General features: G+C 63.4%; 17 protein-coding genes and 1 pseudogene. 8 read left to right on the forward strand and 10 right to left on the reverse strand.

Annotated elements, in window-relative coordinates; all coding sequences use genetic code 11:
• Positions 1 to 106 precede the first annotated feature (106 nt).
• From BLJAPNOD_RS04835 to BLJAPNOD_RS04845, 3 genes are all read right to left on the reverse strand, one after another.
• A complete protein-coding gene (locus BLJAPNOD_RS04835) occupies positions 107 to 2,020 on the reverse strand; it encodes an autotransporter assembly complex family protein (protein ID WP_115419086.1) in 1,914 nt (637 codons plus the stop codon).
• A 281-nt stretch (positions 2,021 to 2,301) separates the two neighbouring features.
• Entirely contained in the window at positions 2,302 to 3,531 is a 1,230-nt protein-coding gene (locus tag BLJAPNOD_RS04840) for an MFS transporter (RefSeq protein ID WP_115419087.1), read from the reverse strand.
• A gap of 238 nt (positions 3,532 to 3,769) precedes the next feature.
• Positions 3,770 to 4,027: a glycine zipper family protein gene (locus BLJAPNOD_RS04845; RefSeq protein WP_065780791.1), complete on the reverse strand. Its 258-nt coding sequence runs from the start codon at positions 4,025 to 4,027 to the stop codon at positions 3,770 to 3,772.
• A gap of 429 nt (positions 4,028 to 4,456) precedes the next feature.
• On the opposite strand from BLJAPNOD_RS04845, the gene BLJAPNOD_RS04850 reads away from it, so the two are divergent.
• The 4 genes from BLJAPNOD_RS04850 (at position 4,457) to hemA (ending at position 9,630) form a co-directional block, all read left to right on the forward strand.
• Positions 4,457 to 4,945 carry a (2Fe-2S)-binding protein gene (locus BLJAPNOD_RS04850; protein WP_115419088.1) on the forward strand — a complete coding sequence of 163 codons (489 nt, stop codon included), beginning with the start codon at positions 4,457 to 4,459 and terminating at the stop codon, positions 4,943 to 4,945.
• A gap of 83 nt (positions 4,946 to 5,028) precedes the next feature.
• The gene (locus tag BLJAPNOD_RS04855; protein WP_115419089.1) at positions 5,029 to 7,377 is read left to right on the forward strand and encodes a xanthine dehydrogenase family protein molybdopterin-binding subunit; all 2,349 of its coding nucleotides are present in this window, start codon (positions 5,029 to 5,031) and stop codon (positions 7,375 to 7,377) included.
• A gap of 15 nt (positions 7,378 to 7,392) precedes the next feature.
• Positions 7,393 to 8,190, forward strand: a complete 798-nt coding sequence (locus BLJAPNOD_RS04860) for a xanthine dehydrogenase family protein subunit M (protein WP_115419091.1) — start codon at positions 7,393 to 7,395, stop codon at positions 8,188 to 8,190.
• 225 nt (positions 8,191 to 8,415) lie between these two features.
• Positions 8,416 to 9,630, forward strand: coding sequence for a 5-aminolevulinate synthase (gene hemA, locus BLJAPNOD_RS04865; protein WP_077502178.1), 1,215 nt, complete (start codon positions 8,416 to 8,418; stop codon positions 9,628 to 9,630).
• A 234-nt stretch (positions 9,631 to 9,864) separates the two neighbouring features.
• Here the strand turns inward: hemA and dxr are convergent, their stop codons facing one another.
• Positions 9,865 to 11,040, reverse strand: coding sequence for a 1-deoxy-D-xylulose-5-phosphate reductoisomerase (dxr, locus tag BLJAPNOD_RS04870; protein ID WP_115421133.1), 1,176 nt, complete (start codon positions 11,038 to 11,040; stop codon positions 9,865 to 9,867).
• 240 nt (positions 11,041 to 11,280) lie between these two features.
• Here dxr and BLJAPNOD_RS04875 point away from each other — a divergent pair, with 240 nt between their 5' ends.
• From BLJAPNOD_RS04875 to BLJAPNOD_RS04885, 3 genes are all read left to right on the forward strand, one after another.
• A complete protein-coding gene (locus BLJAPNOD_RS04875) occupies positions 11,281 to 12,006 on the forward strand; it encodes an META domain-containing protein (protein WP_115419092.1) in 726 nt (241 codons plus the stop codon).
• 224 nt (positions 12,007 to 12,230) lie between these two features.
• Positions 12,231 to 12,392 (forward strand): Thivi_2564 family membrane protein, encoded by a 162-nt coding sequence (locus BLJAPNOD_RS04880; RefSeq protein WP_107027568.1) that lies wholly within the window; start codon positions 12,231 to 12,233, stop codon positions 12,390 to 12,392.
• 158 nt (positions 12,393 to 12,550) lie between these two features.
• Positions 12,551 to 12,919, forward strand: coding sequence for a VOC family protein (locus BLJAPNOD_RS04885; RefSeq protein ID WP_115419093.1), 369 nt, complete (start codon positions 12,551 to 12,553; stop codon positions 12,917 to 12,919).
• Positions 12,920 to 12,943: 24 nt separating this feature from the next.
• Here BLJAPNOD_RS04885 and BLJAPNOD_RS04890 read toward each other — a convergent pair whose 3' ends face one another.
• On the reverse strand, positions 12,944 to 14,773 hold the full coding sequence (locus BLJAPNOD_RS04890) for an ABC transporter ATP-binding protein (RefSeq protein ID WP_115421134.1): 1,830 nt from the start codon (positions 14,771 to 14,773) through the stop codon (positions 12,944 to 12,946).
• Positions 14,774 to 14,817: 44 nt separating this feature from the next.
• Positions 14,818 to 16,017 carry an aminotransferase class V-fold PLP-dependent enzyme gene (locus BLJAPNOD_RS04895; RefSeq protein WP_115421135.1) on the reverse strand — a complete coding sequence of 400 codons (1,200 nt, stop codon included), beginning with the start codon at positions 16,015 to 16,017 and terminating at the stop codon, positions 14,818 to 14,820.
• Positions 16,018 to 16,246: 229 nt separating this feature from the next.
• Here BLJAPNOD_RS04895 and BLJAPNOD_RS04900 point away from each other — a divergent pair, with 229 nt between their 5' ends.
• Positions 16,247 to 17,026, forward strand: a complete 780-nt coding sequence (locus BLJAPNOD_RS04900) for an IclR family transcriptional regulator (protein WP_115421136.1) — start codon at positions 16,247 to 16,249, stop codon at positions 17,024 to 17,026.
• A gap of 19 nt (positions 17,027 to 17,045) precedes the next feature.
• Here BLJAPNOD_RS04900 and BLJAPNOD_RS04905 read toward each other — a convergent pair whose 3' ends face one another.
• The 4 genes and pseudogenes from BLJAPNOD_RS04905 to BLJAPNOD_RS04925 all read right to left on the reverse strand — a co-directional run bounded on the left by BLJAPNOD_RS04905 (position 17,046) and on the right by BLJAPNOD_RS04925 (position 20,606).
• Positions 17,046 to 17,537, reverse strand: coding sequence for a RidA family protein (locus BLJAPNOD_RS04905; RefSeq protein WP_077502173.1), 492 nt, complete (start codon positions 17,535 to 17,537; stop codon positions 17,046 to 17,048).
• 44 nt (positions 17,538 to 17,581) lie between these two features.
• Positions 17,582 to 18,792, reverse strand: a pseudogene (locus BLJAPNOD_RS04915) (amidohydrolase/deacetylase family metallohydrolase).
• Positions 18,793 to 18,795: 3 nt separating this feature from the next.
• On the reverse strand, positions 18,796 to 19,665 hold the full coding sequence (locus BLJAPNOD_RS04920) for an ABC transporter permease (protein ID WP_115419094.1): 870 nt from the start codon (positions 19,663 to 19,665) through the stop codon (positions 18,796 to 18,798).
• On the reverse strand, positions 19,665 to 20,606 hold the full coding sequence (locus BLJAPNOD_RS04925; protein WP_077502170.1) for an ABC transporter permease: 942 nt from the start codon (positions 20,604 to 20,606) through the stop codon (positions 19,665 to 19,667). The genes BLJAPNOD_RS04920 and BLJAPNOD_RS04925 overlap by 1 nt, the downstream gene beginning before the upstream one ends.
• Positions 20,607 to 20,667 lie beyond the last annotated feature (61 nt).

Here is a 20,667-nt window from a genome sequence, read left to right on the forward strand (position 1 = left end):
CCCATAACGCAACTTGCGTCGCTACGGAATCTTTGCCGGCGGAAACTCCGGGCGATCAGGCTAAATTTACCGCCCACGCATAGAAATCGGTCGAAACCGTCTGGAATCAGAAGGACTGGCCGATACCGGCATAGATGCCGTAGGTCGTGCCGCCGGGATATTTGTTGAGCGGCATGGCCACATCGAGACGGATCGGCCCGAATGGTGTCTGGTAACGAAGGCCGATGCCGGCGCCGGCGCGAATGTCGGAGAAGTCGGGCGTGGTGCTCGCCGATACCGTGCCGGCATCGATGAAAGGAACGATGCCGATCGTGTCGGTGATGGCAATGCGTGCCTCCAGCGAAGCGTTGACATAGGAGCGTCCGCCGGTCAGGTCGTTGCTGGCATTGCGCGGGCTGATCTCCTGATAGGAATAGCCGCGCACAGAGCCGCCGCCGCCGAGATAGAAGCGGCGGTTGGCGGGAATGTCGGCCAGGCCGTCGCCGCCGACCAGAACGCCCGCACCGATCTTGCCGGCGAGAACGAACCGCTTCTCGTCACCGAGCGCGTGATAACCCGATGCCGATGCCTCGAAGGACGAGAAGAAGGTCTGGCCCTTGATCTCGTAGCTCGGCTTGGCGTTGATCAGCGCACGGTAGCCTTCGGTCGCGTTCAGCTTGTCGTCGCGGGTGTCGCGCACATATTCGAGCGGAATGGCGGCCGTCAGGTAGGAGTTCGAACCGAAGGCGTCATCGACATCCGCCCAGCTGATTTCCCCGCCACCCGAGACCGTGTCGGTCGGCGACAGTTCGAATGTCGCCCCGGCCGCACCGGTCAGGATCTTGGCGCGATAGGCATCCGGATCCTGGATATTGGCCTTGAGGCTGGCGGTGAAGGTCGAGGCCGGGCCGAAGGCGCCGGGCTTGGCAAACAGGATACCGGCGGAATAGTCGAGCTTGTCGAGCTCCTGGGTCTCGCCGATACGGTCGATCGAGCCCTCGATCCGCAGCGATTCCGCCCGGCCGAAGAGGTTGCGGTGCCCCCAATAGCCGGAAAGCCCGAGGCCATCCGTGGTCGAGACCTGAGCGCCGAAGCCGAAATAGCGGTGCTTGCCTTCGGACACCTCGATCTTCATCGGGATCGAGCCATCGGGCGAAAGCGTGCCGGCCTCCTTGATCGTGACGCTGGAGAACACACCGAGCTGGCGCAGCCGCTCGGAGGCCCTGCGGATATCCTCGGGCGAATAGGGGCGGCCTTCGTTGAGCCGCGAATAGTCGCGCACGAAGCCTGGATCGACGGTCTTGGTTCCGGAAACGCTGACCTCTCCAACGGGTGCGACCGGCCCGCCTTCCGCCGATATCACCACATCGACGGTCGAATCCGCGTGATCGGCAACGACGCTGCGCTCGGTCAGCTTGGCAAACGGCCGTCCCTGTTCGCGCAGATCGTTGACGACCTTTTCGCCGGCCTTGATGATCCTCGTCGAATCCGCCCTTGTTCCGAGCGCGAGATCGTAGTCGGCGGGATTGAGACCGGCGGCATCACCTTCGAACTTGACCGAACCGAGCGAAAACACCGGGCCCGGTTTTACGGTCACTGTGACGGGTACGGGCTGGCCGTTGGGGAAGGAGGGATCGGGCGGCAGGCTGTCAAGGTTCTGGCCGTTGATCCGGATCGCCACGGTGCCGCCGTAGCGCGCCTTCTCGTAGAGTGCGGCGAGCAGGCGGTCGCGGTCGTCGCGGGCGCGGATCGCAAGGCCAAGGTCGCCGGAAACCGGTTTTTCCTGGCCCTGGACCAGCTGCGAGCTGTTCTCCAGCGCCTCTTTCAGTTCCTTGTCATCGGTGCCGGGGTCGAAGGTGAGGGTGTAATTCACGGGGTCGATGACCTGCGCCTCGTCCTCGTCGCCCTCGAAGAACTTCATGCCGAAGATCTTGAACGCGTAGGCTTTGCTCGCGGACACGGGGCCAAGCGCGCACGAGGCGGCAACCGCGAGCGCAGTCGCTGCCTTCCAGTACGCAATACTCGACCGTGGTGGGGACATTCGCTTCCGCATCCCGTCTTAAGGCGACCCAATACAAACTGCCTTCAATATGCGGCGGGGTCACTATCGCATGCCTAAGGTTTTCCATCTGTTAACGATGACAGCGCTCCGCATCCACCCCTGAGGCCCAGATTCCGGATCGATTTCGCTGAAAAAGACCCGGAATGTTGTCAGCGCAGCACAAAAACCAAGTGCCGTAGCCGAGATGGCGGTTGCCGTGGACGTCTGCCGGGCGATGTTTGCCGGGCATCGGATGGTCGCATCGAGGCAACGCGGCAGCGTCAAGCCGGTTCGGGCAACGCCCGTAACCTGGGAACCTGCGAGGCGATGATGACAAGAAACTGGACGAGGAAACCCACTGTTGCGACGGCCAGGCAAGCCTTGACACCATAGTGGGTGGCGACGATGGCGCCGAGCGCTGCGCCAACCGGCCTTGCGCCGAATGTCGCCGTGGTGATGAAGGCCGAAACTCGACCCAGCATCGCGTTCGGGGTGATGGCCTGCCGGAGCGTCAACGTGGCGATCGACCAGAGAACCGGTCCCGCACCGAACAGAAAGAAGCTCAGCCCCGCAAGCGCGCCATGGGGGAACCAGATCGTCAGCAGCATGACGACGGCTGCGAGCAGACCGCTAAGCGGACCGAGCGCGATCATGACGCCGAAGGGAATGCGACGCGCAATGGCGGGGGCAGCATAGGCGCCGATCATCATGCCGGCTCCATAGATGCCGAGCGTCACGCCGACACCGGTTGCCGTCAATCCGAGTGTGCGGACGGCGTAGGCGACATAGACCGCCTGCAGCACGAACCAGGATGTGTTGAAGACGATGGCGGTGACGAGGATCGGTCGGAGCAGCGCATGGCCGGCAAGGAAGCGCGCGCCTTCGGCCAGGTCGTGAAGCAGGTTGCGCTGGGAGCGTGCCGTCTGTTCCTGTTCGCTGAGGCCGGCGAGCAGGACGACGGCGAGAAGGGAAAGCGTGGTCGCCGCGACATAGGCGAGCGACGCGCCGGTCCAGGCGACGATCGCCCCGCCGATCGCCGGTCCCCCGGAATAGGCGAGGCTGCGGGCAAGCTCCAGCCAGCGATTGGCATCGGCAAGCTGCGCGCGCGGGACGATCGCGGGGATCAGTGCCGGTGCGGCGACATTGTAGCAGACGGTTCCAATCGCCCCGACGAAACCCATGATGGCCAGAAGCGGCAGGGTGAGCAGGCCGCTTGCCATCAAAGCCAGGGTGGCGACCAGCGACAGGGCGCGCAACACTTCGGAGAAGACCATGAGCGTTCGCCGTGAAGCGCGATCGACGAGCAGGCCGGCCGGAATGGACAGCAGCAGAAACGGCAGCGTCTCGGCCATCTGCAGCCAGCCGGTTTCGGCGGGGCCGGCCGAAAGCAGAAGGACGGCGGCAAGCGGTGCTGCCGCCAAGGCGATTTGCTCGGAGAATTGGGCAAATAGGTTGGACCAACCGATGCGTTTGAACGCGGAGGGCAGGGCGGCGGCTGGCGGCTTGGGCATGGAGAGGTCCTCGATTGGTGTGGTTCGAGGTACCTGACAGAGTTGCGTTGCCGCCGGCCACCCGGTTCCTGCGCCACCGCGTTCGATGGGGTTACCGGGCGGCACTGCTGTCGGCAGATCGATGACCGGGGCAGAAAACGAAAAACCCCTCACGGTGGGAGCCATGAGGGGTGATGTTTCGCCCTGACGGTCATTTGACGTCGGACATCTTGTCGATACGATCGACCGTGCCTGCGGCTTAGCGCGGGCAGGAATCGATGTAGCGGCGGCCGTAGCGGTCGCGGTAGTAGCACTGGCCCGGCTGTTCGGTGACATTGCCGATGACCGCGCCGGAGACGCCGCCGATGGCAGCGCCGACAGCTGCACCACGGACGTCGCCGGTGATCGCGCCGCCGATGATCGCGCCCGAGACGGCGCCGATGCCCGCACCCTTTTCAGTCTGGGTGCAGCTCGCAACCGACAAGGCAACCAGCACAAGTGCGATGGCTTTCTTCATTGTTCTCTCCGATCTCTACGGATCTCAGCCTGTCGCCTCGTCCGTCCCTTGAGTGATTGGCAAAAAGACGGCTGTCTTTCTCCACCTGAACTTGCAATTGCAGAAAATAAACCGGCCGCTGTGAAAGTCTACAGAAGGTCCGGCGGATTCTCTTCGCCGCCAACATAATGATATCGTTCCTGAACGGGACATGAAGGCCTCATTCCGGCAAGCGCAACCATCACGCAAATTTTTTATCGTGGCCGGCCTTCGGGCGGTTGCGACATTCCAAAAAAAGACAATGATACAGACAAGCCACGGGGACGCGGAGGAGCGAGCCACGAGGCGAAGGGCATCGATAGCAGTTGGCGCGTTTCTAGAAGTCGCGTGAACAGATCATCACCCGGCTTTCCGCGCTCGTGTTGGCATTGACCCACCCGGAGGAGCGAAATGGCGAAGATTACAATGACGGTCAACGGCCGTCAGGTGAGCGGTCAGTGCGATGACCGAACGCTACTGGTGCATTTCATTCGCGAGAACCTTGGACTGACCGGCACCCATGTCGGCTGCGACACGTCGCAATGCGGCACCTGTGTCGTCCATATGGACGGACGGTCGATGAAGAGCTGTTCCACCCTCGCCGCGCAGGCGGCGGGCTCGGACATCACCACCATCGAAGGATTGGCCGCAAACGGCGAGCTGCATCCCGTTCAGGCAGCCTTCAAGGCCAATCACGGCCTGCAATGCGGTTTCTGCACTCCGGGCATGGTGATGACAGCCGTCGACATGATCCGCCGGCATGGCGGGCAGCTCGACGAGGCGACCGTTCGCGCCGAGCTCGAAGGCAATATCTGTCGGTGTACCGGCTACCACAACATCGTCAAGTCGATCCTGGCGGCTGCCGCCGAAATGGGCGGTGCCCGCGTCGCTGCCGAATGACATCCGGCCCGCGGCGATGACTTCTCGCCGCGATCACATTTCACCGCAGGACTTTCGCTGGATATCTCGGGAGGAGATCGGCAATGGGCGTTGAAGGTATTGGCGCGCGGGTGGCGCGCAAGGAAGACAAAAGGTTCCTGACCGGCAAGGGGCGCTATACCGACGACATGTCGGTGCCGGGCATGAAATATGCGATCTTCGTGCGCAGCCCCTATGCGCATGCGAAGATCAGGTCGATCGACGCTACGGCGGCCAAGGCCATGCCCGGGGTGGTCGGCGTGCTCGACGGCAAGCAGCTGCTCGCCGACGGAATCGGCAATCTCATCTGCGGCTGGATGATCCATTCCAAGGACGGATCGCCGATGAAGATGGGCGCTTGGCGGCCGCTTGCGCATGAGACAGTGCGGTATGTGGGTGATGCCGTCGCCATCGTCGTCGCCGACAGCATTGCTGAGGCGAAGGATGCGGCAGAAGCTGTCGTCGTCGACTATCAGGAGCTGCCCGTTGTCACCGATGCGACCAAGGCGCTGGAACAGGGCCAGCCGCAGCTGCATCCAGAGGCGCCGAACAATCTGATCTTCGACTGGCAGATCGGCGATCCCGCCGCCACCGACAAGGCGATCGCGGCGGCGGCGCACGTGACCGAGATCACCATTCACAACAACCGCCTGTCGCCGAACCCGATGGAGCCGCGCGCCACGCTCGGGATCTATGACGGCGGCGACGAGCACTATACCTGCTACACCACCAGCCAGAATCCGCATGTGGCGCGGCTGGTGATGAGCGCCTTCTACAATGTCGCGCCTGAGAACAAGCTGCGGGTGATTGCGCCCGATGTCGGCGGCGGCTTCGGCTCTAAGATCTACATCTATCCCGAAGAGATCGTCTGTCTCTGGGCCTCCAAGCGCACCGGTGTGCCGGTGAAATGGACGTCGGACCGGACGGAGGCTTTCCTCACCGACGCGCATGGCCGCGATCACCTCTCGAAGGTGAAGATGGCGTTCGATGCCAACAACCGGATCATCGGGCTGAAGGTCGACACGGTCGCCAATCTCGGCGCCTACATGTCGCTGTTCTCCTCGGCGGTGCCGACCTATCTCTATGCGACGCTGCTGTCAGGCCAGTACGACATCCCGGCGATCCACGCCAATGTGCGCACGGTCTACACCAACACCGCCCCGGTCGACGCCTATCGCGGCGCCGGCCGGCCGGAAGCGACCTATCTCTTGGAACGCACCATGGAGACGGCGGCGCGCGAACTCGGGGTCTCGCCGGCGGAACTCCGACGGATCAATTTCATCCGCAGCTTCCCGCACCAGACGCCCGTCATCATGAACTACGATGCCGGCGACTATGACGCGTCGCTCGATGCGGCGATGAAGGCCGCCGACTGGAACGGCTTTGCTGCCCGCAAGGCGGAAGCAGCCGGACGCGGCATGAAGCGCGGCATCGGCATGAGCTGCTACATCGAGGCCTGCGGCATCGCGCCGTCGGCAGCGGTCGGTTCGCTCGGCGCCGGCGTGGGCTTGTGGGAATCGGCCGAGGTCCGGGTCAATGCCGTCGGCACGATTGAGGTGTTGACCGGCTCGCACAGCCATGGGCAGGGGCATGAAACCACCTTCGCCCAGCTGGTCGCCGACCGCTTCGGCGTGCCGATCGACAGCGTCAACATCGTGCACGGCGATACCGACAAGGTGCAGATGGGCATGGGCACCTACGGTTCGCGTTCCGGCGCCGTCGGCATGTCGGCGGTCGTCAAGGCGCTCGACAAGGTCGAAGCCAAGGCGAAGAAGATCGCCGCCCACCTGATGGAGGCGGACGAAAGCGACATCGTGATCGAGAACGGCGAGCTGAAAGTCGCCGGTACCGACAAGACGGTGCCGTGGTTCCAGATGGCGCTGGCCGCCTATACCGCCCACAACCTGCCGCCGGGCATGGAGCCGGGGCTGAAGGAGGGCGCCTTCTACGATCCGGCCAACTTTACCTTCCCGGCCGGCTGCTACATCTGCGAAGTGGAGGTCGATCCGGAGACCGGCGTGACGAAGATCATCCAGTTCGTCGCGGCCGACGATTTCGGCAACATCATCAACCCGATGATCGTCGAGGGGCAGGTGCATGGCGGCCTGGCGCAGGGCATCGGCCAGGCACTGCTCGAGAACGTTCACTACGATCCGGAAAACGGCCAGCTGCTGACAGCGAGCTACATGGACTATGCCATGCCGCGCGCTGACGACCTGCCGTCGTTCAAGGTCTCGACCTCGAACACGCCCTGCCCGAACAATCCGCTCGGGATCAAAGGCTGCGGCGAGGCCGGCGCCATCGGCTCGCCGCCAGCGCTAATCAACGCCATCACCGATGCCATCGGCAACAACCGGCTGACGATGCCGGCGACGCCGCAAAAGGTGTGGGCTGCCGCCCACACTGCCAACTGAGAGGGAGGACGCGTCATGTACGAGACCCACTATCACCGGGCGTCCTCCATTCAGGATGCCGTCAAGCTCCGGCAGGCTGCAGGGGAGGGCAAGTATCTCTCCGGCGGGATGACGCTGATACCGACGATGAAGCAGCGGCTTGCCGCACCGACCGATCTGGTCGATGTCAGGCAGGTCCCGGAAATGAAGGGCATCGGGGTGTCCGGGAGAACCGTGAGGATCGGAGCGGCGACGACGCATTTCGAGGTGGCGTCCTCGGCCGAACTTGCAGCCGTCTGTCCGGCGATTTCGGGGCTTGCCAGCCATATCGGCGACCCGCATGTGCGCCACATGGGCACGATCGGCGGCTCGATCACCAATAACGATCCGGCAGCCGACTACCCCTCGGCGATGTTGGCGCTCGATGCGACCATCATCACCGACCGGCGGGAAATTGCTGCCGGCGATTTCTTCACCGGTCTTTTCGAGACGGCACTCGAGGACGGCGAGCTGGTGACGGCTGTTACCTTCGAGGCTCCGGCAAAGGCCGGTTACCAGAAGTTCGCCAACCCGGCCTCGCGCTACGCCATGACCGGCGTCTTCGTGGCGCGGCGGGACAACGGAGATGTCCGCGTCGCGGTGACGGGGGCCGGGTCGAACGGTGTCTTTCGGCACAAGGGCATGGAGGCAGCGCTTTCCGCCAATTGGTCACCGGACGCACTGGTCAATGTGACGGTCGATGCGTCCGACCTGCTGTCTGATATCCATGCGGATGCCAGCTATCGCGCCAATCTGGTGAAGGTGATGGCAAAACGCGCGGTGGCGGCGGCATGAGTGGATTGAACCCGTTCTGATGTGACAAAAAGGGCGGTTTTGGCCGCCCTTTTTCCGTCCAAGCTTGACTTCGATCAAGCTTGGAGGGATTTACATGCGCTAAGGCTTTCTTTGGAACGGTTCAAAACTAGAGGCCTTTTGCCGCAGGCGGCGGGCGCGTTGCATTGCGGGGTTGACCCCTGGTCGCTTTGAATCAAAAAAAGCGGCAGGGCACTGGAGAAGATGATGGACTTCGAGAATTTCTTTAAAACCGAACTGGACGGGCTGCATCAGGAAGGTCGCTACCGGGTTTTCGCCGATATCGCTCGCCATCGCGGCAACTTCCCGAAGGCCGCGCGCCACACGGCTGAAGGTATCCAGGAAGTCACCGTCTGGTGTTCCAACGACTATCTCGGCATGGGCCAGCATTCCATCGTCACTGAGGCGATGAAGCGCGCCATCGACGAATGCGGCGCCGGTGCCGGCGGCACCCGCAACATCTCCGGAACCAACCACTACCATGTGCTGCTCGAGCGCGAGCTCGCAGATCTGCATGGCAAGGAATCGGCGCTTCTGTTCACCTCGGGTTACGTGTCCAACTGGGCAGCACTCGGAACCCTCTGTTCGAAGATTCCCGGTGTCATCGTCTTCTCAGACGCCGGGAATCACGCTTCGATGATCGAGGGGATCCGTCATTCCAAGTGCGAACGCGTCATCTTCAAGCACAATTCGGTAGCAGACCTCGAAGCGAAGCTTGCCGCCGCCGACCCGCGCGCGCCGAAGATCATCGCGTTTGAGTCCGTCTACTCGATGGACGGCGACATTGCCCCGATCAAGGAATTCTGCGATCTCGCCGACAAGTACGGCGCCATGACCTATCTCGACGAAGTGCACGCCGTCGGCATGTACGGCCCGCGCGGCGGCGGTATCGCCGAGCGCGAAGGCCTGATGGATCGCCTGACCGTCATCGAGGGCACGCTTGGCAAGGCCTTTGGCGTCATGGGCGGCTACATCACCGGCTCGACCGCGCTTTGCGATTTCATCCGCTCGTTTGCATCAGGCTTCATCTTCACGACGGCGCTCCCGCCGACGCTGGCGGCCGGTGCTCTCGCATCCATCCGTCATCTGAAGGAAAGCCAGCTCGAACGCTTCGCCCATCAGGAGCGCGTGCGCCGCTTGCGTTCGCTGCTCGACCAGCGCGGCATTCCGCATATGCCGAACCCGAGCCATATCGTTCCGGTCATGGTCGGCGACGCCGCCAAGTGCAAGTGGATCTCCGACCTGCTGCTCGACCATTTCGGCGTCTATGTGCAGCCGATCAATTATCCGACGGTGCCGAAGAAGACCGAGCGCCTGCGCATCACCCCGACACCGCTGCATTCGGATGCCGATATCGACCATCTGGTCGGCGCGCTGCATTCGCTGTGGTCGCGCTGTGCGCTGGCACGGGCAGTCGCGTAAGGTTCGGCTCACCTAATCTTCCGAGAAGATTGCCCCTCACCCTAACCCTCTCCCCGCTTGCGGGGAGAGGGGACGAGGACAAAAGCTGGCACGTCACTGGATGCACGCCGTTAAAGGGAAATGTTGCGAACGTTCGTTCGCGGCTTGAACGTTGCCATGCGTTTCCTTCGCCCCGCCGGCGGGGAGATGGTGGCCGGCAGGCCGGATGAGGGGCGGCAGCGCCCGATCAAAAAGCTATTGCAGCAGCCCGGCAGCCAGTTGCCGGGCTTTTTCGTCGGCGGCAAAGACATCGTCCATGGTGACGGCCGCGGGCAGGTCCGACAGCTTGTCCATGACGGTTTCGACGATTTCGGCCATGGCCAGGAATCCGATCTCTCCCGCGATAAAAGCTTCCAGCGCCGTCTCCTTGGCGCCGTTCAGCACGGCCCCCTGCACGCCGCCCTCTTCCATGGCGCGGCGCGCCAGGCGGATCGCGGGAAACCTGATTTCATCGGGCGCTTCGAAGTCGAGGCGCGACAGCTTGGCGAAGTCGAGCCTTTCGATCGGCAGGTCGCAGCGGCTGGGATAGGAGAGCGCGTAGCCGATGGCGGTGCGCATGTCGGGGCAGCCGAGCTGTGCCAGCACCGAGCCGTCGGTGTAGCCGACCATCGAGTGGATGACCGACTGCGGATGCACGATGACCTCGATCTGCTCCGGCTTCAGCCCGAACAGATGTTTCGCCTCGATCATCTCCAGTGCCTTGTTGAACATCGAGGCGCTGTCGATCGAGATTTTTAGACCCATCGACCAGTTCGGGTGAGCGCGGGCGACATCGGCGGTGACGTGGCGCATCTCGTCGAGTGTCTTGGTGCGGAACGGGCCGCCGGAGGCCGTGAGAATGATGCGCTCGATGGCATGGCGCTGGTGCTCTTCCAGCACCTGGAAGATTGCGTTGTGCTCGCTATCGACCGGCAATAGCCGGCCTCCACCCTGCTTGACCGCCTCGATGAACAGGCTGCCGGCGGAAACCAGGCATTCCTTGTTGGCAAGCGCAATGTCGGCGCCGCGGCTTGCGGCGGCGAGCGTCGGGGCGAGCCCGGCATTGCCGACGATGGCCGCCATCACCCAGCCGGCATCGCGCTCAGCCGCCTCGATCAGGCCGCTTTTGCCGGATGCTACTGCGATACCGGTGCCGGCAAGCGCTGTCTTGAGGCTGGCGTAATGGCTGTCGTCGGCGGTGACAGCAAGTTCGGCGCCGTGGGCGATCGCCTGCTGCGCCAGCAGCGGAATGTTTCCGTTGCCGGTGAGGGCGACGATCTCGAAACTGTCGCGACCACCCAGGTGCTTGACGACATCGAGCGTGTTGGTGCCGATGGAGCCGGTCGAGCCCAGGATCGTCAGTCGGCGCTTCGCGTTTTCGCGGGATGCCATGCCAATTCCCATGTTCTTGTTCGCTGTTCCAGCGGGGGCGTTCGGTGCCCGGGCGGGGCGTCAGACGCCGGCTTCTACGATGGAAGTCGCGTTTTGATTTTGCCGAAAACCGATGCCGGTCTTCAGGGTATGCGCTAGGCTCTACAGGCGAAATCGACGTGCAACAAGGGCGCGGCCTTCAATCCGACGTGTGATCGGGCTAAGAATCGGATCACGAGTCGAAGCGCCAAGGAGTTCCCGATGCTGAAAGTCGCCACCGCCCTTTCCTGCGCCTGCGTGTTGATCGAAATGGCCTCGATGCAGACGGTCGCTGCCGAAAACGTGCCGCAGGCGCTCGTCGGCACCTGGCTTGCCGAGGATATCGCCGGCCGCGGCGTCATCGACAATCTCCAGTCGACATTGGAAATCCGCGACGACGGAACCTATGGCGGCATGGCCGGCTGCAACCACTTTACCGGGACCTTCAGCCTTTCCGGCGCGAAGATCACCTTCGGACCGGCGGCCTCCACTCGCAAGATGTGCGTGCCGGCGGTGATGGATCAGGAGCGCAAGTTCCTGGATGCGTTGCGCAGCGAGCTGTCCTGGGATGTCGAAGGCTCGAAGCTGATACTGGGCAAGTCGGCCGGTGCGCCGGCTCTGACGCTTGCGTCCATGGCGGCTGGCGGATCGGGCAGCGTCGATATCGCGATTTCCGTTCCGGGCGCAGAAACGGTCGATCGCCAGCAGGTGCGATACGACTGCGGCGGCAAGCCGGTCGAGGCCGAATACATCAATGCCGGCCCGGTCTCCCTGGTGACCTTCACCATCGACGGCAACTTCACCGTCGCGTCCAACGTGATTGCCGCATCGGGCGCCAAATATGTCGGCGGCCAGTATATCTGGTGGACGAAGGGTGATGAGGTGACCTTCTACGACGCGACCAAGGGCGACAACGACGCCGGGATCGTCTGCAAGGTGGCGAGCTGACATTGGCGCCGTGGCGCTTCAGGCCGGAGGTGGATCTTGGAGAGTATCGTTGCGGCCGTTGTAGCGGCTGACAACCAGCATGTGCTGACCCCTGGTTTCACGTCGGCCAAGGTCTCAGATCCGCGCCTCGATCCAATAAGTCCTTGCCACGACTGGAACTTTTCTCCCTGCTCCGTCGTTATCACTCAGACGACTTCGCGTCGCCTTACAAAGGGAGTTTGTCTATGGGGCTTCTCATCAGCATTCTGATCACGTTCCTGGTTATCGTGCTCGTGCTTTATCTGGTCCAGCGCCTGCCGCTCGACGGCCGGGCGAAACAGATCGTGCAGGCGATCGTGCTCGTCATCGGCATCATCTCGCTGCTGAAGTATCTGGCCGTCTTCTGACGCAGCCACGCACGTCAATCCGCTAGAACGGTTTGATAAGGCCGCCGGCTCCATCCCAGGAGCGGCGGCTTTTTCATGCACGGTTCGGATTGATGCTGACAGAAACTGACAGTGGATACCCTTAGCCTGTGATCATCAAACAATGGAGATGATCAAAGATGCTGAGCCCCAACCTCATTCTGCTTTACGTGGAAGATCCCGAAAAGAGCGCCGCCTTCTACACGAGACTGCTTGGCCGCGAGCCGGTTGCAGCCTTTCCGAGCTATGTCGCCTACACCCTGGAAAACGGCCTGACCTTCAGTCTCTGGTCAACCAGCGCTGCGAACTTCGTGTCCTCTGGCTCAGGCCACCGGATGGAGATCGCCTTCATGGTGAAGGACGACGCGGAGGTCGAGCGGCTCTACGCGGAATGGCGCAAGGCCGGGATCCCGATCGAGCAGGAGCTGATGACCGCCGTCTTCGGCCGCACCTTCGTCGCGCTCGATCCGGATGGCCATCGCCTGCGGGTCTGCGTTCCGGACAAGTGATGACGTGATTTCGGAGCTGGTTTTCTAAACCTGTACGAAATGTTCAGCCGAAATCTGTCGGTATTCCCGGGCGGAGACGACGTAATCGGGCGCCCGCATCGGGCTCTTGATCTCGTCGCTGGCGACATTGCGCCTGGTGTGCCGCCGGGTCGGATCGGCGATCGGCACGGCGGCCATCAGCTTGCGGGTGTAGGGGTGCTGCGGGTTTTCGAAGATCTCGGCGCGAGGGCCGATCTCGACGATCTCGCCGAGATACATCACAGCGACGCGGTGGCTGACGCGCTCGACCACGGCCATGTCGTGCGAGATGAACAGATAGGCAAGGCCGAGGCTCGCCTGCAGGTCGAGCAGCAGGTTGATGACCTGCGCCTTGATCGAGACGTCGAGCGCCGAGACCGCCTCATCGGCGACGATGACCTTCGGATCGAGCGCCAGCGCCCGGGCAATGCAGACCCGCTGGCGCTGGCCGCCGGAGAATTCATGCGGGTAGCGCGCCGCCATGTCGGCCTGCAGGCCGACGCGCTCCAGGAGATCGGCGACCTTGTCACGTGCCTGGCTTGGCGTGCCGAGCTTGTGTTCGAGATAGGGTTCGGCAATCGCCGCGCCCACGGTCATGCGTGGATTGAGGCTGGCGAAGGGATCCTGGAAGATCATCTGCATCGTTCGGCGCATTTCGCGCAGGCGTTTGCGGTCCATGGCCAGCACGTCCTGGCCGTTGAGCACGACCGATCCGCTCTGTGGCTCGATCAGCCGCATGATGGCGCGACCGGTCGTCGACTTGCCGCAGCCGGATTCGCCGACGAGAGACAGCGTCTCGCCCGGCTGCAGGCTGAAGGAGACGTTCTCGATCGCGTGCACGCGGCCCTGAAGCTTGCCGAGCAGGCCGGCATGAATGTCGAAGCGCTTGACGAGGTTCTTGACCTCGAGGATCGGGCGGCTCTCCGCGACCGTACTCGCGCCCTCGACCGGCGTGTCCGGCAGGCCGGTGGTGCTGTCGATGATGGGGAAGCGCAGCGGTTGCGGCTTGCCCTTCATCGATCCGAGCATCGGCACGGCCGAGAGCAGCGCGCGAGTATAGGGATGTTTGGCGCGCAGGAAGATGTCTTCCGTCCGGCCGGTTTCCACCGCCTCGCCGCGGAGCATCACCACCGTGCGGTCGGCGATCTCTGCGACCACGCCCATGTCGTGGGTGATGAACAGGACAGAGGTTCCTTCCTCCTCCTGCAGCACCTTGATCAGGTCGAGGATCTGTCCCTGGATCGTCACGTCGAGTGCGGTGGTGGGCTCATCGGCGATGAGGAGCTTCGGCCGGCTGGCAAGCGCCATGGCAATCATCACGCGCTGGCGCATGCCGCCGGAGAAGCGATGCGGATACTCGTCGAAACGGGAGGCGGCCGAGGGTATCCTGACCTTGTCGAGCAGGCGGATGGTTTCAGCCTTTGCCTCCGCCTTGCTCATCGGCCGGTGGCAGCGCAGCGCCTCGGAGATCTGGTCGCCGATGGTGAACAGCGGATTGAGGCTGGTCATCGGCTCCTGGAAGATCATTGCCACGTCATTGCCGCGCACGCGGCGCATGTCGCTTTCCGGCAGGTCGAGGATATCGCGACCGCCGAGCATGACCCGCCCCTCGGTCCGGCTCATGTCCTTCTGCAAGAGGCGCATGATCGACAGCGACGTGACACTCTTGCCCGAGCCGGATTCCCCGACGATCGCCACCGTTTCACCCGGCATGACCGAGAACGAGATGTCTCGCACCACCGGCTTCCAGGCGCCGTCGACCAGAAACGAGGTCGTCAGGTTCTCGACCGAAAGCACGGCTTTCGCCGGATTGGTGGCAGCGTCTGTGCGGGTCATGTCTTCCATTCCTTGTCGTTCGGCAACGGTGGCGGCGGGCAGTCTCAGTCGGGCCAGCGCAACAGGCCGGCAAAGCGGCGGGTGTTGCGCTCGTGAAGCGGCGTGGCGATGATTTCGTTGGAGCTCTGCGCCTTCGTCAGCTCTTCCGCCAGGCGGCTGGCAACGATGGTCTCCTGGCCGGGGTGCAGGTTGCACGGGTCGAGATAGAAGTAGTTATGCTCGACCTCGTGATCGCGCACGATGATCGGCGGTTGTCCACGCGCCAGCGCATCGGCGAGATCCCATGCGGTGATGTGGGCTTCCTGCGGATCGATGGTGACGCGGAGACGGTCGAGCGGGTTGCCGGTCGGATCGGCCTCGATCACCGGCTTGATGCCGGGGTGGCCATCGAGCGTGCCGCGCCACAGGTTCAGATAGCCGGTCTCGCGGTCGCGGATGCCCTGGTGGTCGCGCGTTTCCCAGGCAAGGAGCGCTGCCATCACGCCGAGCATGCTTTCCTTGCCCACCTTCATGCCGCGGCCGATGCCGAGGTTCTGCAGGAAGGCGTTGCGCACCAGCGTCTTTTCGCCGGCGACGATGCCCGAGGTCGGGCCGCCGAGGAACTTGTGGCCGGAATAGAGAACGATATCCGCACCCTGTTCGAGGAAGATCTTCAGATCATATTCGGATGCCGCATCGACGATGACGGGCACGCCCCTGGCATGGCAGACTTCGGCGAACTCCTTGAGGCCGACGAGGCCGTATTGCACCACATGGTGCGAAACGACGTAGACGGCAGCGGCCGTGCGCTCGTTGATGGCGCCTTCGATGTGATAGCGATAGGCCGACGTCGCCTGGCCGACGAGCACCGGCTTGCCGCCGGCAATACGGATCGCCTGGTCGACCGGCGCGCCGTAGCTGACGACATGGCCCATCTGGATGATGACTTCGTTCTTCAGGCCGGTGGCGTCGGGCAGGCGCTCGATGGCCGCCAGATCATTGCTGGTCATCGTGCCTGCAACCGCAAGGCTAATGCCGGCCGAGCAGGAGGCGGTGACGAAGCCGGCCTCTGCGCCGGTCAACCGGGCAATCACCGGGCTGATCTTGCGCTGCAGGTCGTTGATCTCGACGAATTGCGGCAGTATGCCTGTCATCGCGGCGATCGCTTCCGGGACCACGATCGATGCGCCGAGGCTCGTCATCGTGCCGGATACGTTGATAACGGGGCGAAGTCCGAGGGCTTCGCGGATGTCGCGGTCAGGCATGGTGGTCTCCATATGATTTTCTGGCAGTCGAAACGGGTAGGCTATTCCGTTTTCGCGGAATATCTACCATAGTAATGAGATATAAGCCGGCTGTTTCGGATCGACGAACGGGCCGTCGTGGCGGGTGAGACGGAAAGCTGATGCTGCCCGCCCATGTGTTGCGAATTTCGAATTGCACGGGAGCAGACCCTTGGACAAGACGACGATTGCCGCCGAGCCCGGCGAGGACATGGAACCGACCGGCAAGACCCGCCGTTCGCGCGTGAGCGGTATGGATCGGGCATTGCAGGTGCTCGACTTCCTCTACGAGACCGGCTCGCCGAGCGGCGTTTACGCCATTGCCAAGGCAGTCGGAGCGCCGCTCTCGACGGCCTATGTCATCGTTGACGACATGGTGGAGAAGAACCTGCTTAGCCGCGATACCGACGGCCAGGTCTGGCTCGGCGACCGGCTCTACCACTACGGCCTTGCCTATGCGCGCTCGCTCGATTTCCTCGGAGTGGCGACGCGGGAGATGCACGATCTCGGCCGCGAAGTTGCCGAAACCATCCAGCTCTGCGGCCGCGACGGCGATTACATGCAGGTGCTCGCAATGGCAGACGGCCCCGGCCATTTCCAGGTGACATCGAGGGTCGGCACCCGCGTGCCGCTCAACTGGACGGCCTCCGGACGGTTGCTGGTCGGTCATCTGCCCTCCGACGAACGGCTGGAGCTGTTCCGCCGCTGCGCCCGCACGTCGCCGACCGGTCGGGCCGATATCGATCCGGCGGCGTTGTCGGCGCAGGCAGAGACGGCGCTTGCTGCCAAGCTTTCGATCCAGGCCGGTGAGTCCGACTATGCGGTCGCCTGCGTCGCCGCACCGATCCTCGACGACAAGGGCGGGTGCGTTGCGACCATTTCCATCGTTCTGCCCGAGCAGAAGATCCTCGACGATCGCAACTTCTACGCAGATCACGTCAGGGTTTCCGCCGAGCGGATCGAGAAGATGATGGGCTGGCGCAGCCATTGATCCGACCTCCCCCGTGCCGTCAGTCGTGAAGCGAGACGATCGCTTCGATTTCGACGGTGATGTTGCCGGGAAGCGAGCCGAAGCCGACGGCCGAGCGGGCATGCTGGCCCGCCTCGCCGAAGACGTCGATCATCAGGTCCGAGCAACCGTTGATCACCCGCGGGTGATCGGCGAAATCCGGCACGGCGTTGACCATGCCGAGCAGCTTGACGACGCGCTTGACGCGGCCGAGGTCGCCCAAGGCATCATGCATCACCGCCAGCAGATTGATGCCCGTCAGCCGTGCGTGCTCGTAAGCGCTTTCGACGTCGACATCGGCACCGACCTTGCCGGCATGAAGGTGTCCGTCGACTTCGCGCGGGCCTTGTCCGGACAGGTAGAGGATGTTGCCCTCCTGGACGTGGGTGACGAAGTTGGCGATCGGCGGCGGCGCCGGCGGCAGGTCGATGCCCAGCGCCGCGAGCCTCTGGTAGGGCGAAGCCGGCACACGGCCCTTGGTCTTATGGTCCAAACTGTTCACGCGATATCCTGCCAGTTTCTGTGTTCTGTGATGGTTCAACGGTAGCCGAAGCCGTGGCTGTGGTCGGGGCACTCCACATGCTGCGGCTGGTATCGGTTTGCCGCCACGACATCAGTGCCCATGACGGCATAGCGCGGCTCGAAGAGGCGATTGAGATGCGCTTCGGTTCCAAGCGAATCGAAGACGCGCAGCTCGGAATCGACGAGATCGAAGAGAGTGAATTCCGCGCGTGCGCCGACGGTCAAAAGTCCATCCATCGGCAGGCGAATGACCGAGGCGGGTGCTTGGGTCACGGCCTCGACGACCTTCTCGAACGGCATGCCGACGCTGAGGAGTTTCGACATGGTGGTGCCGAGATCCCAGACTGACTGGTTCATGCTGCGCAGATGCACGTCGGTGGAGATTGAGAACGGCAGCAGGCCGCGGGCGATTGCGACTTCCGCGACGCGGAACGAGAACGATGCGCCGCCATGACCGATGTCGAGCCGGATGCCTTCGCCGGCACAGCGCTCGGCAAGCTCGAACAGGTCCTCGTCCTCGATGATGCTCGAACCGGCCTTGCCGTTGAAGCAATGGGTGACGATGTCGCCGGGGCCGAGGATTTCGAGCACCTCGTCATAGAGCGCCGGCGGTTCGCCGACATGCACCATCATCGGGATCTTCAGGATCTTGGCGATCTTCTTGCCGAGCTTGACCGGGGTTACGCCCCAGGAGCCTGTGATCACATGGCTGGCACGCACCTTCAGGCCGACGATATGCTCGCGGTTTCCTGGTAGCAGGCGATGATCCGGTCGATATCGATCGAGCGGATGTCGCTGAGTTCGCTGACACGGTTGCAGGCGACGAGGCCGATGGAGCCGAGATTGAGGAAGGCCTTGATGCGCTCGCGTGCCGGCTCGATGATGTATTCGCGAAAACCATGGAAGTTGGCTTCGCCGGCCGAACCGGCATCGACGATGGTGGTGACGCCGCGCTCCATGCCGCAGAGCTGCGGCCGGACCGAGATGTCGGTGCCGCCGTGCCAGACATGGGCGTGCAGGTCGATCCAGCCGGGCGAGATCCAGCCGCCCTTGCCGTCGATACGCTGAGCATCATCAGGCGCTGTCAGCTCGCTGCCGATGGCGGCGATGGTGCCGTCGCCGCCGACGAGGATATCGACCGTTTCGGAGGGCGCCGCCATGCCGAAGGCGACGGGCTTCACGTTGCTGATCAGCACGGGGCTGGTGCTACGGGTTGCGGTGGGCATGGATCACAGGTCCTTTCTGAGGCGGGGGTCGAGCATGTCGCGCAACCCGTCGCCAACCATCTGCAGGGACAGGACCGAAAGCACGATGGCGATGCCGGGAAACAGCGTCACCCAATCGGCCTGTCCGATATATTGCCGGCCCGAGGCGATCATCGTGCCCCAGGTCGGGATTTCGGGGCTGACGCCGACGCCGAGGAAGGAGAGCCCGGCTTCGGCGAGCATCGCATGGGCAAACAGGAACGTACCCTGCACCAGGATCGGCGAGAGCAGGTTGCGCAGCACATGCCGTGTCATGATGTGCGGCGTCGAGATGCCGAGCGCGCGGGCCGCCTCGACGTAAGGCAGCTCGCGGATGACAAGCGTCGAGGCACGCACCACCCGCGCCAGCCGCGGCGCATAGACGACGCTGAGCGCGATGATCACCGTCGTCAGCGAGGGGCCGAGGGCGGCGACGAGCGCGATCGCCAGAAGGATGTCGGGAAAGGCCATCATCGCGTCGATCAGCCGGGCGATCGGCGCGTCGAGCTTCGGGAAGAAACCGGCAAGCAGTCCCATGACGACGCCGACGATGGTTGCAAGCGTAACGACGGCAGCACCGACCAGCAGCGACAGGCGGCCGGCATAGAGCGTGCGCGAAAACACGTCGCGCCCGAATTCGTCGGTGCCGAAGAACCATCGCAGGCTCGGTGGCGACAGCCGGTTGACGATCGACAGCTTGCCCGGCGCATAGGGCGCGATCAGCGGGGCGAAGACGGCGAGCAGCACGAATGTGACGATAACGAAGAGGCCGAAGGCGACGGTCTTGCGCTTGAGCAGGCGGCGCAGGAACTTGGCCCGTTCGCTCGTGACAGGGGGTGATACGGTGACGGTCATCAGTAACGAACCCTTGGATCAACGAGGAGATAGAGCATGTCGATCGCGAAATTGATCAGCACGTAGAGTGCTGCGATGACGAGCAGCGCCCCCTGGATCACCGGATAGTCACGCCGGAGCACGGCCGAGACGACGAGGTTGCCTACGCCTGGAAGGCCGAAGACGGTCTCGGTGACAACGGCGCCGGAGATCAGGACTGCGGCTGTCAGGCCGATGATCGTCAGGATCGGGATGAGGGCGTTTTTCAGGGCATGTTTCATCACCACGCGGCGCTCGCCCAGCCCTTTGGCGCGGGCGGTGCGGATGAAGTCGTCGCCGAGCACGTCGAGCATCGAGGCGCGCGTGAAGCGCAGGATCAACGCCGAGGAGACCACTCCGAGCGCAATTGCCGGCAGGGTCAGATGGTACATGCGCTCAACGAAGGTGGAGCCCGGACCGCCGTAGCCGGAAACCGGAAACCAACCGAGGCGCACGGCGAGGAACTGGATGAGGATCAGGCCGAGCCAGAAGCTCGGAATGCTGGCGGCAAGCATGGCCAGCGTGGTGGCTGCCTGGTCGACGAAGGAGCCGCGCCGGTAGGCCGCATAGATGCCGATCGGCAGTGCAATGCCGCTGGCAATCAGGATCGAAAACAAAGTGAGGAAAAAGGTCGGCTCGGCCCGCTCGGCCAGCGCCGAGGTGACCGGCTGGTTGAGGAAGATCGACTGGCCGAGATCGCCCTGCAGCAACTGCCCGATGTAGTAGACGTATTGCAGGCCGAGCGACTGGTCGAGACCAAGCTTGGTGCGCAATTCGGCGATGTCTTGCTGCGTCGCTTCCGGTCCGAGCATGACGGCGGCGGGATCGCCGGGTGTCACTCGCACGATAACGAAGACAATGGTGACGACAAGCGCCATGACCACGATCATGCCGAACAGGCGCTGGAGGATATAGCGTATCATGGGTGCCTCGAACTTCTTCCGCACGGGCGCCGCAAAGGCGGCGCCGGGCTATCCGGCGGGC

Origin of the sequence: Ensifer sp. M14 (genome assembly GCF_003355565.1) — a bacterium.
Classification (GTDB): Bacteria; Pseudomonadota; Alphaproteobacteria; order Rhizobiales; family Rhizobiaceae; genus Ensifer.

Bases quoted from the DNA above. Each gene is read 5' to 3' on its own strand.
- BLJAPNOD_RS04855 (WP_115419089.1), top strand. From the start codon at position 5,029: ATGGGCGTTGAAGGTATTGGCGCGCGGGTGGCGCGCAAGGAAGACAAA.
- BLJAPNOD_RS04900 (WP_115421136.1), top strand. From the start codon at position 16,247: ATGGAACCGACCGGCAAGACCCGCCGTTCGCGCGTGAGCGGTATGGAT.
- BLJAPNOD_RS04895 (WP_115421135.1), bottom strand. From the start codon at position 16,017: ATGCCTGACCGCGACATCCGCGAAGCCCTCGGACTTCGCCCCGTTATC.
- BLJAPNOD_RS04880 (WP_107027568.1), top strand. From the start codon at position 12,231: ATGGGGCTTCTCATCAGCATTCTGATCACGTTCCTGGTTATCGTGCTC.
- BLJAPNOD_RS04845 (WP_065780791.1), bottom strand. From the start codon at position 4,027: ATGAAGAAAGCCATCGCACTTGTGCTGGTTGCCTTGTCGGTTGCGAGC.
- BLJAPNOD_RS04890 (WP_115421134.1), bottom strand. From the start codon at position 14,773: ATGACCCGCACAGACGCTGCCACCAATCCGGCGAAAGCCGTGCTTTCG.
- BLJAPNOD_RS04925 (WP_077502170.1), bottom strand. From the start codon at position 20,606: ATGATACGCTATATCCTCCAGCGCCTGTTCGGCATGATCGTGGTCATG.
- BLJAPNOD_RS04835 (WP_115419086.1), bottom strand. From the start codon at position 2,020: ATGTCCCCACCACGGTCGAGTATTGCGTACTGGAAGGCAGCGACTGCG.
- BLJAPNOD_RS04920 (WP_115419094.1), bottom strand. From the start codon at position 19,665: ATGACCGTCACCGTATCACCCCCTGTCACGAGCGAACGGGCCAAGTTC.
- BLJAPNOD_RS04840 (WP_115419087.1), bottom strand. From the start codon at position 3,531: ATGCCCAAGCCGCCAGCCGCCGCCCTGCCCTCCGCGTTCAAACGCATC.
- BLJAPNOD_RS04875 (WP_115419092.1), top strand. From the start codon at position 11,281: ATGCTGAAAGTCGCCACCGCCCTTTCCTGCGCCTGCGTGTTGATCGAA.
- BLJAPNOD_RS04850 (WP_115419088.1), top strand. From the start codon at position 4,457: ATGGCGAAGATTACAATGACGGTCAACGGCCGTCAGGTGAGCGGTCAG.
- BLJAPNOD_RS04885 (WP_115419093.1), top strand. From the start codon at position 12,551: ATGCTGAGCCCCAACCTCATTCTGCTTTACGTGGAAGATCCCGAAAAG.
- BLJAPNOD_RS04860 (WP_115419091.1), top strand. From the start codon at position 7,393: ATGTACGAGACCCACTATCACCGGGCGTCCTCCATTCAGGATGCCGTC.
- dxr (WP_115421133.1), bottom strand. From the start codon at position 11,040: ATGGCATCCCGCGAAAACGCGAAGCGCCGACTGACGATCCTGGGCTCG.
- hemA (WP_077502178.1), top strand. From the start codon at position 8,416: ATGGACTTCGAGAATTTCTTTAAAACCGAACTGGACGGGCTGCATCAG.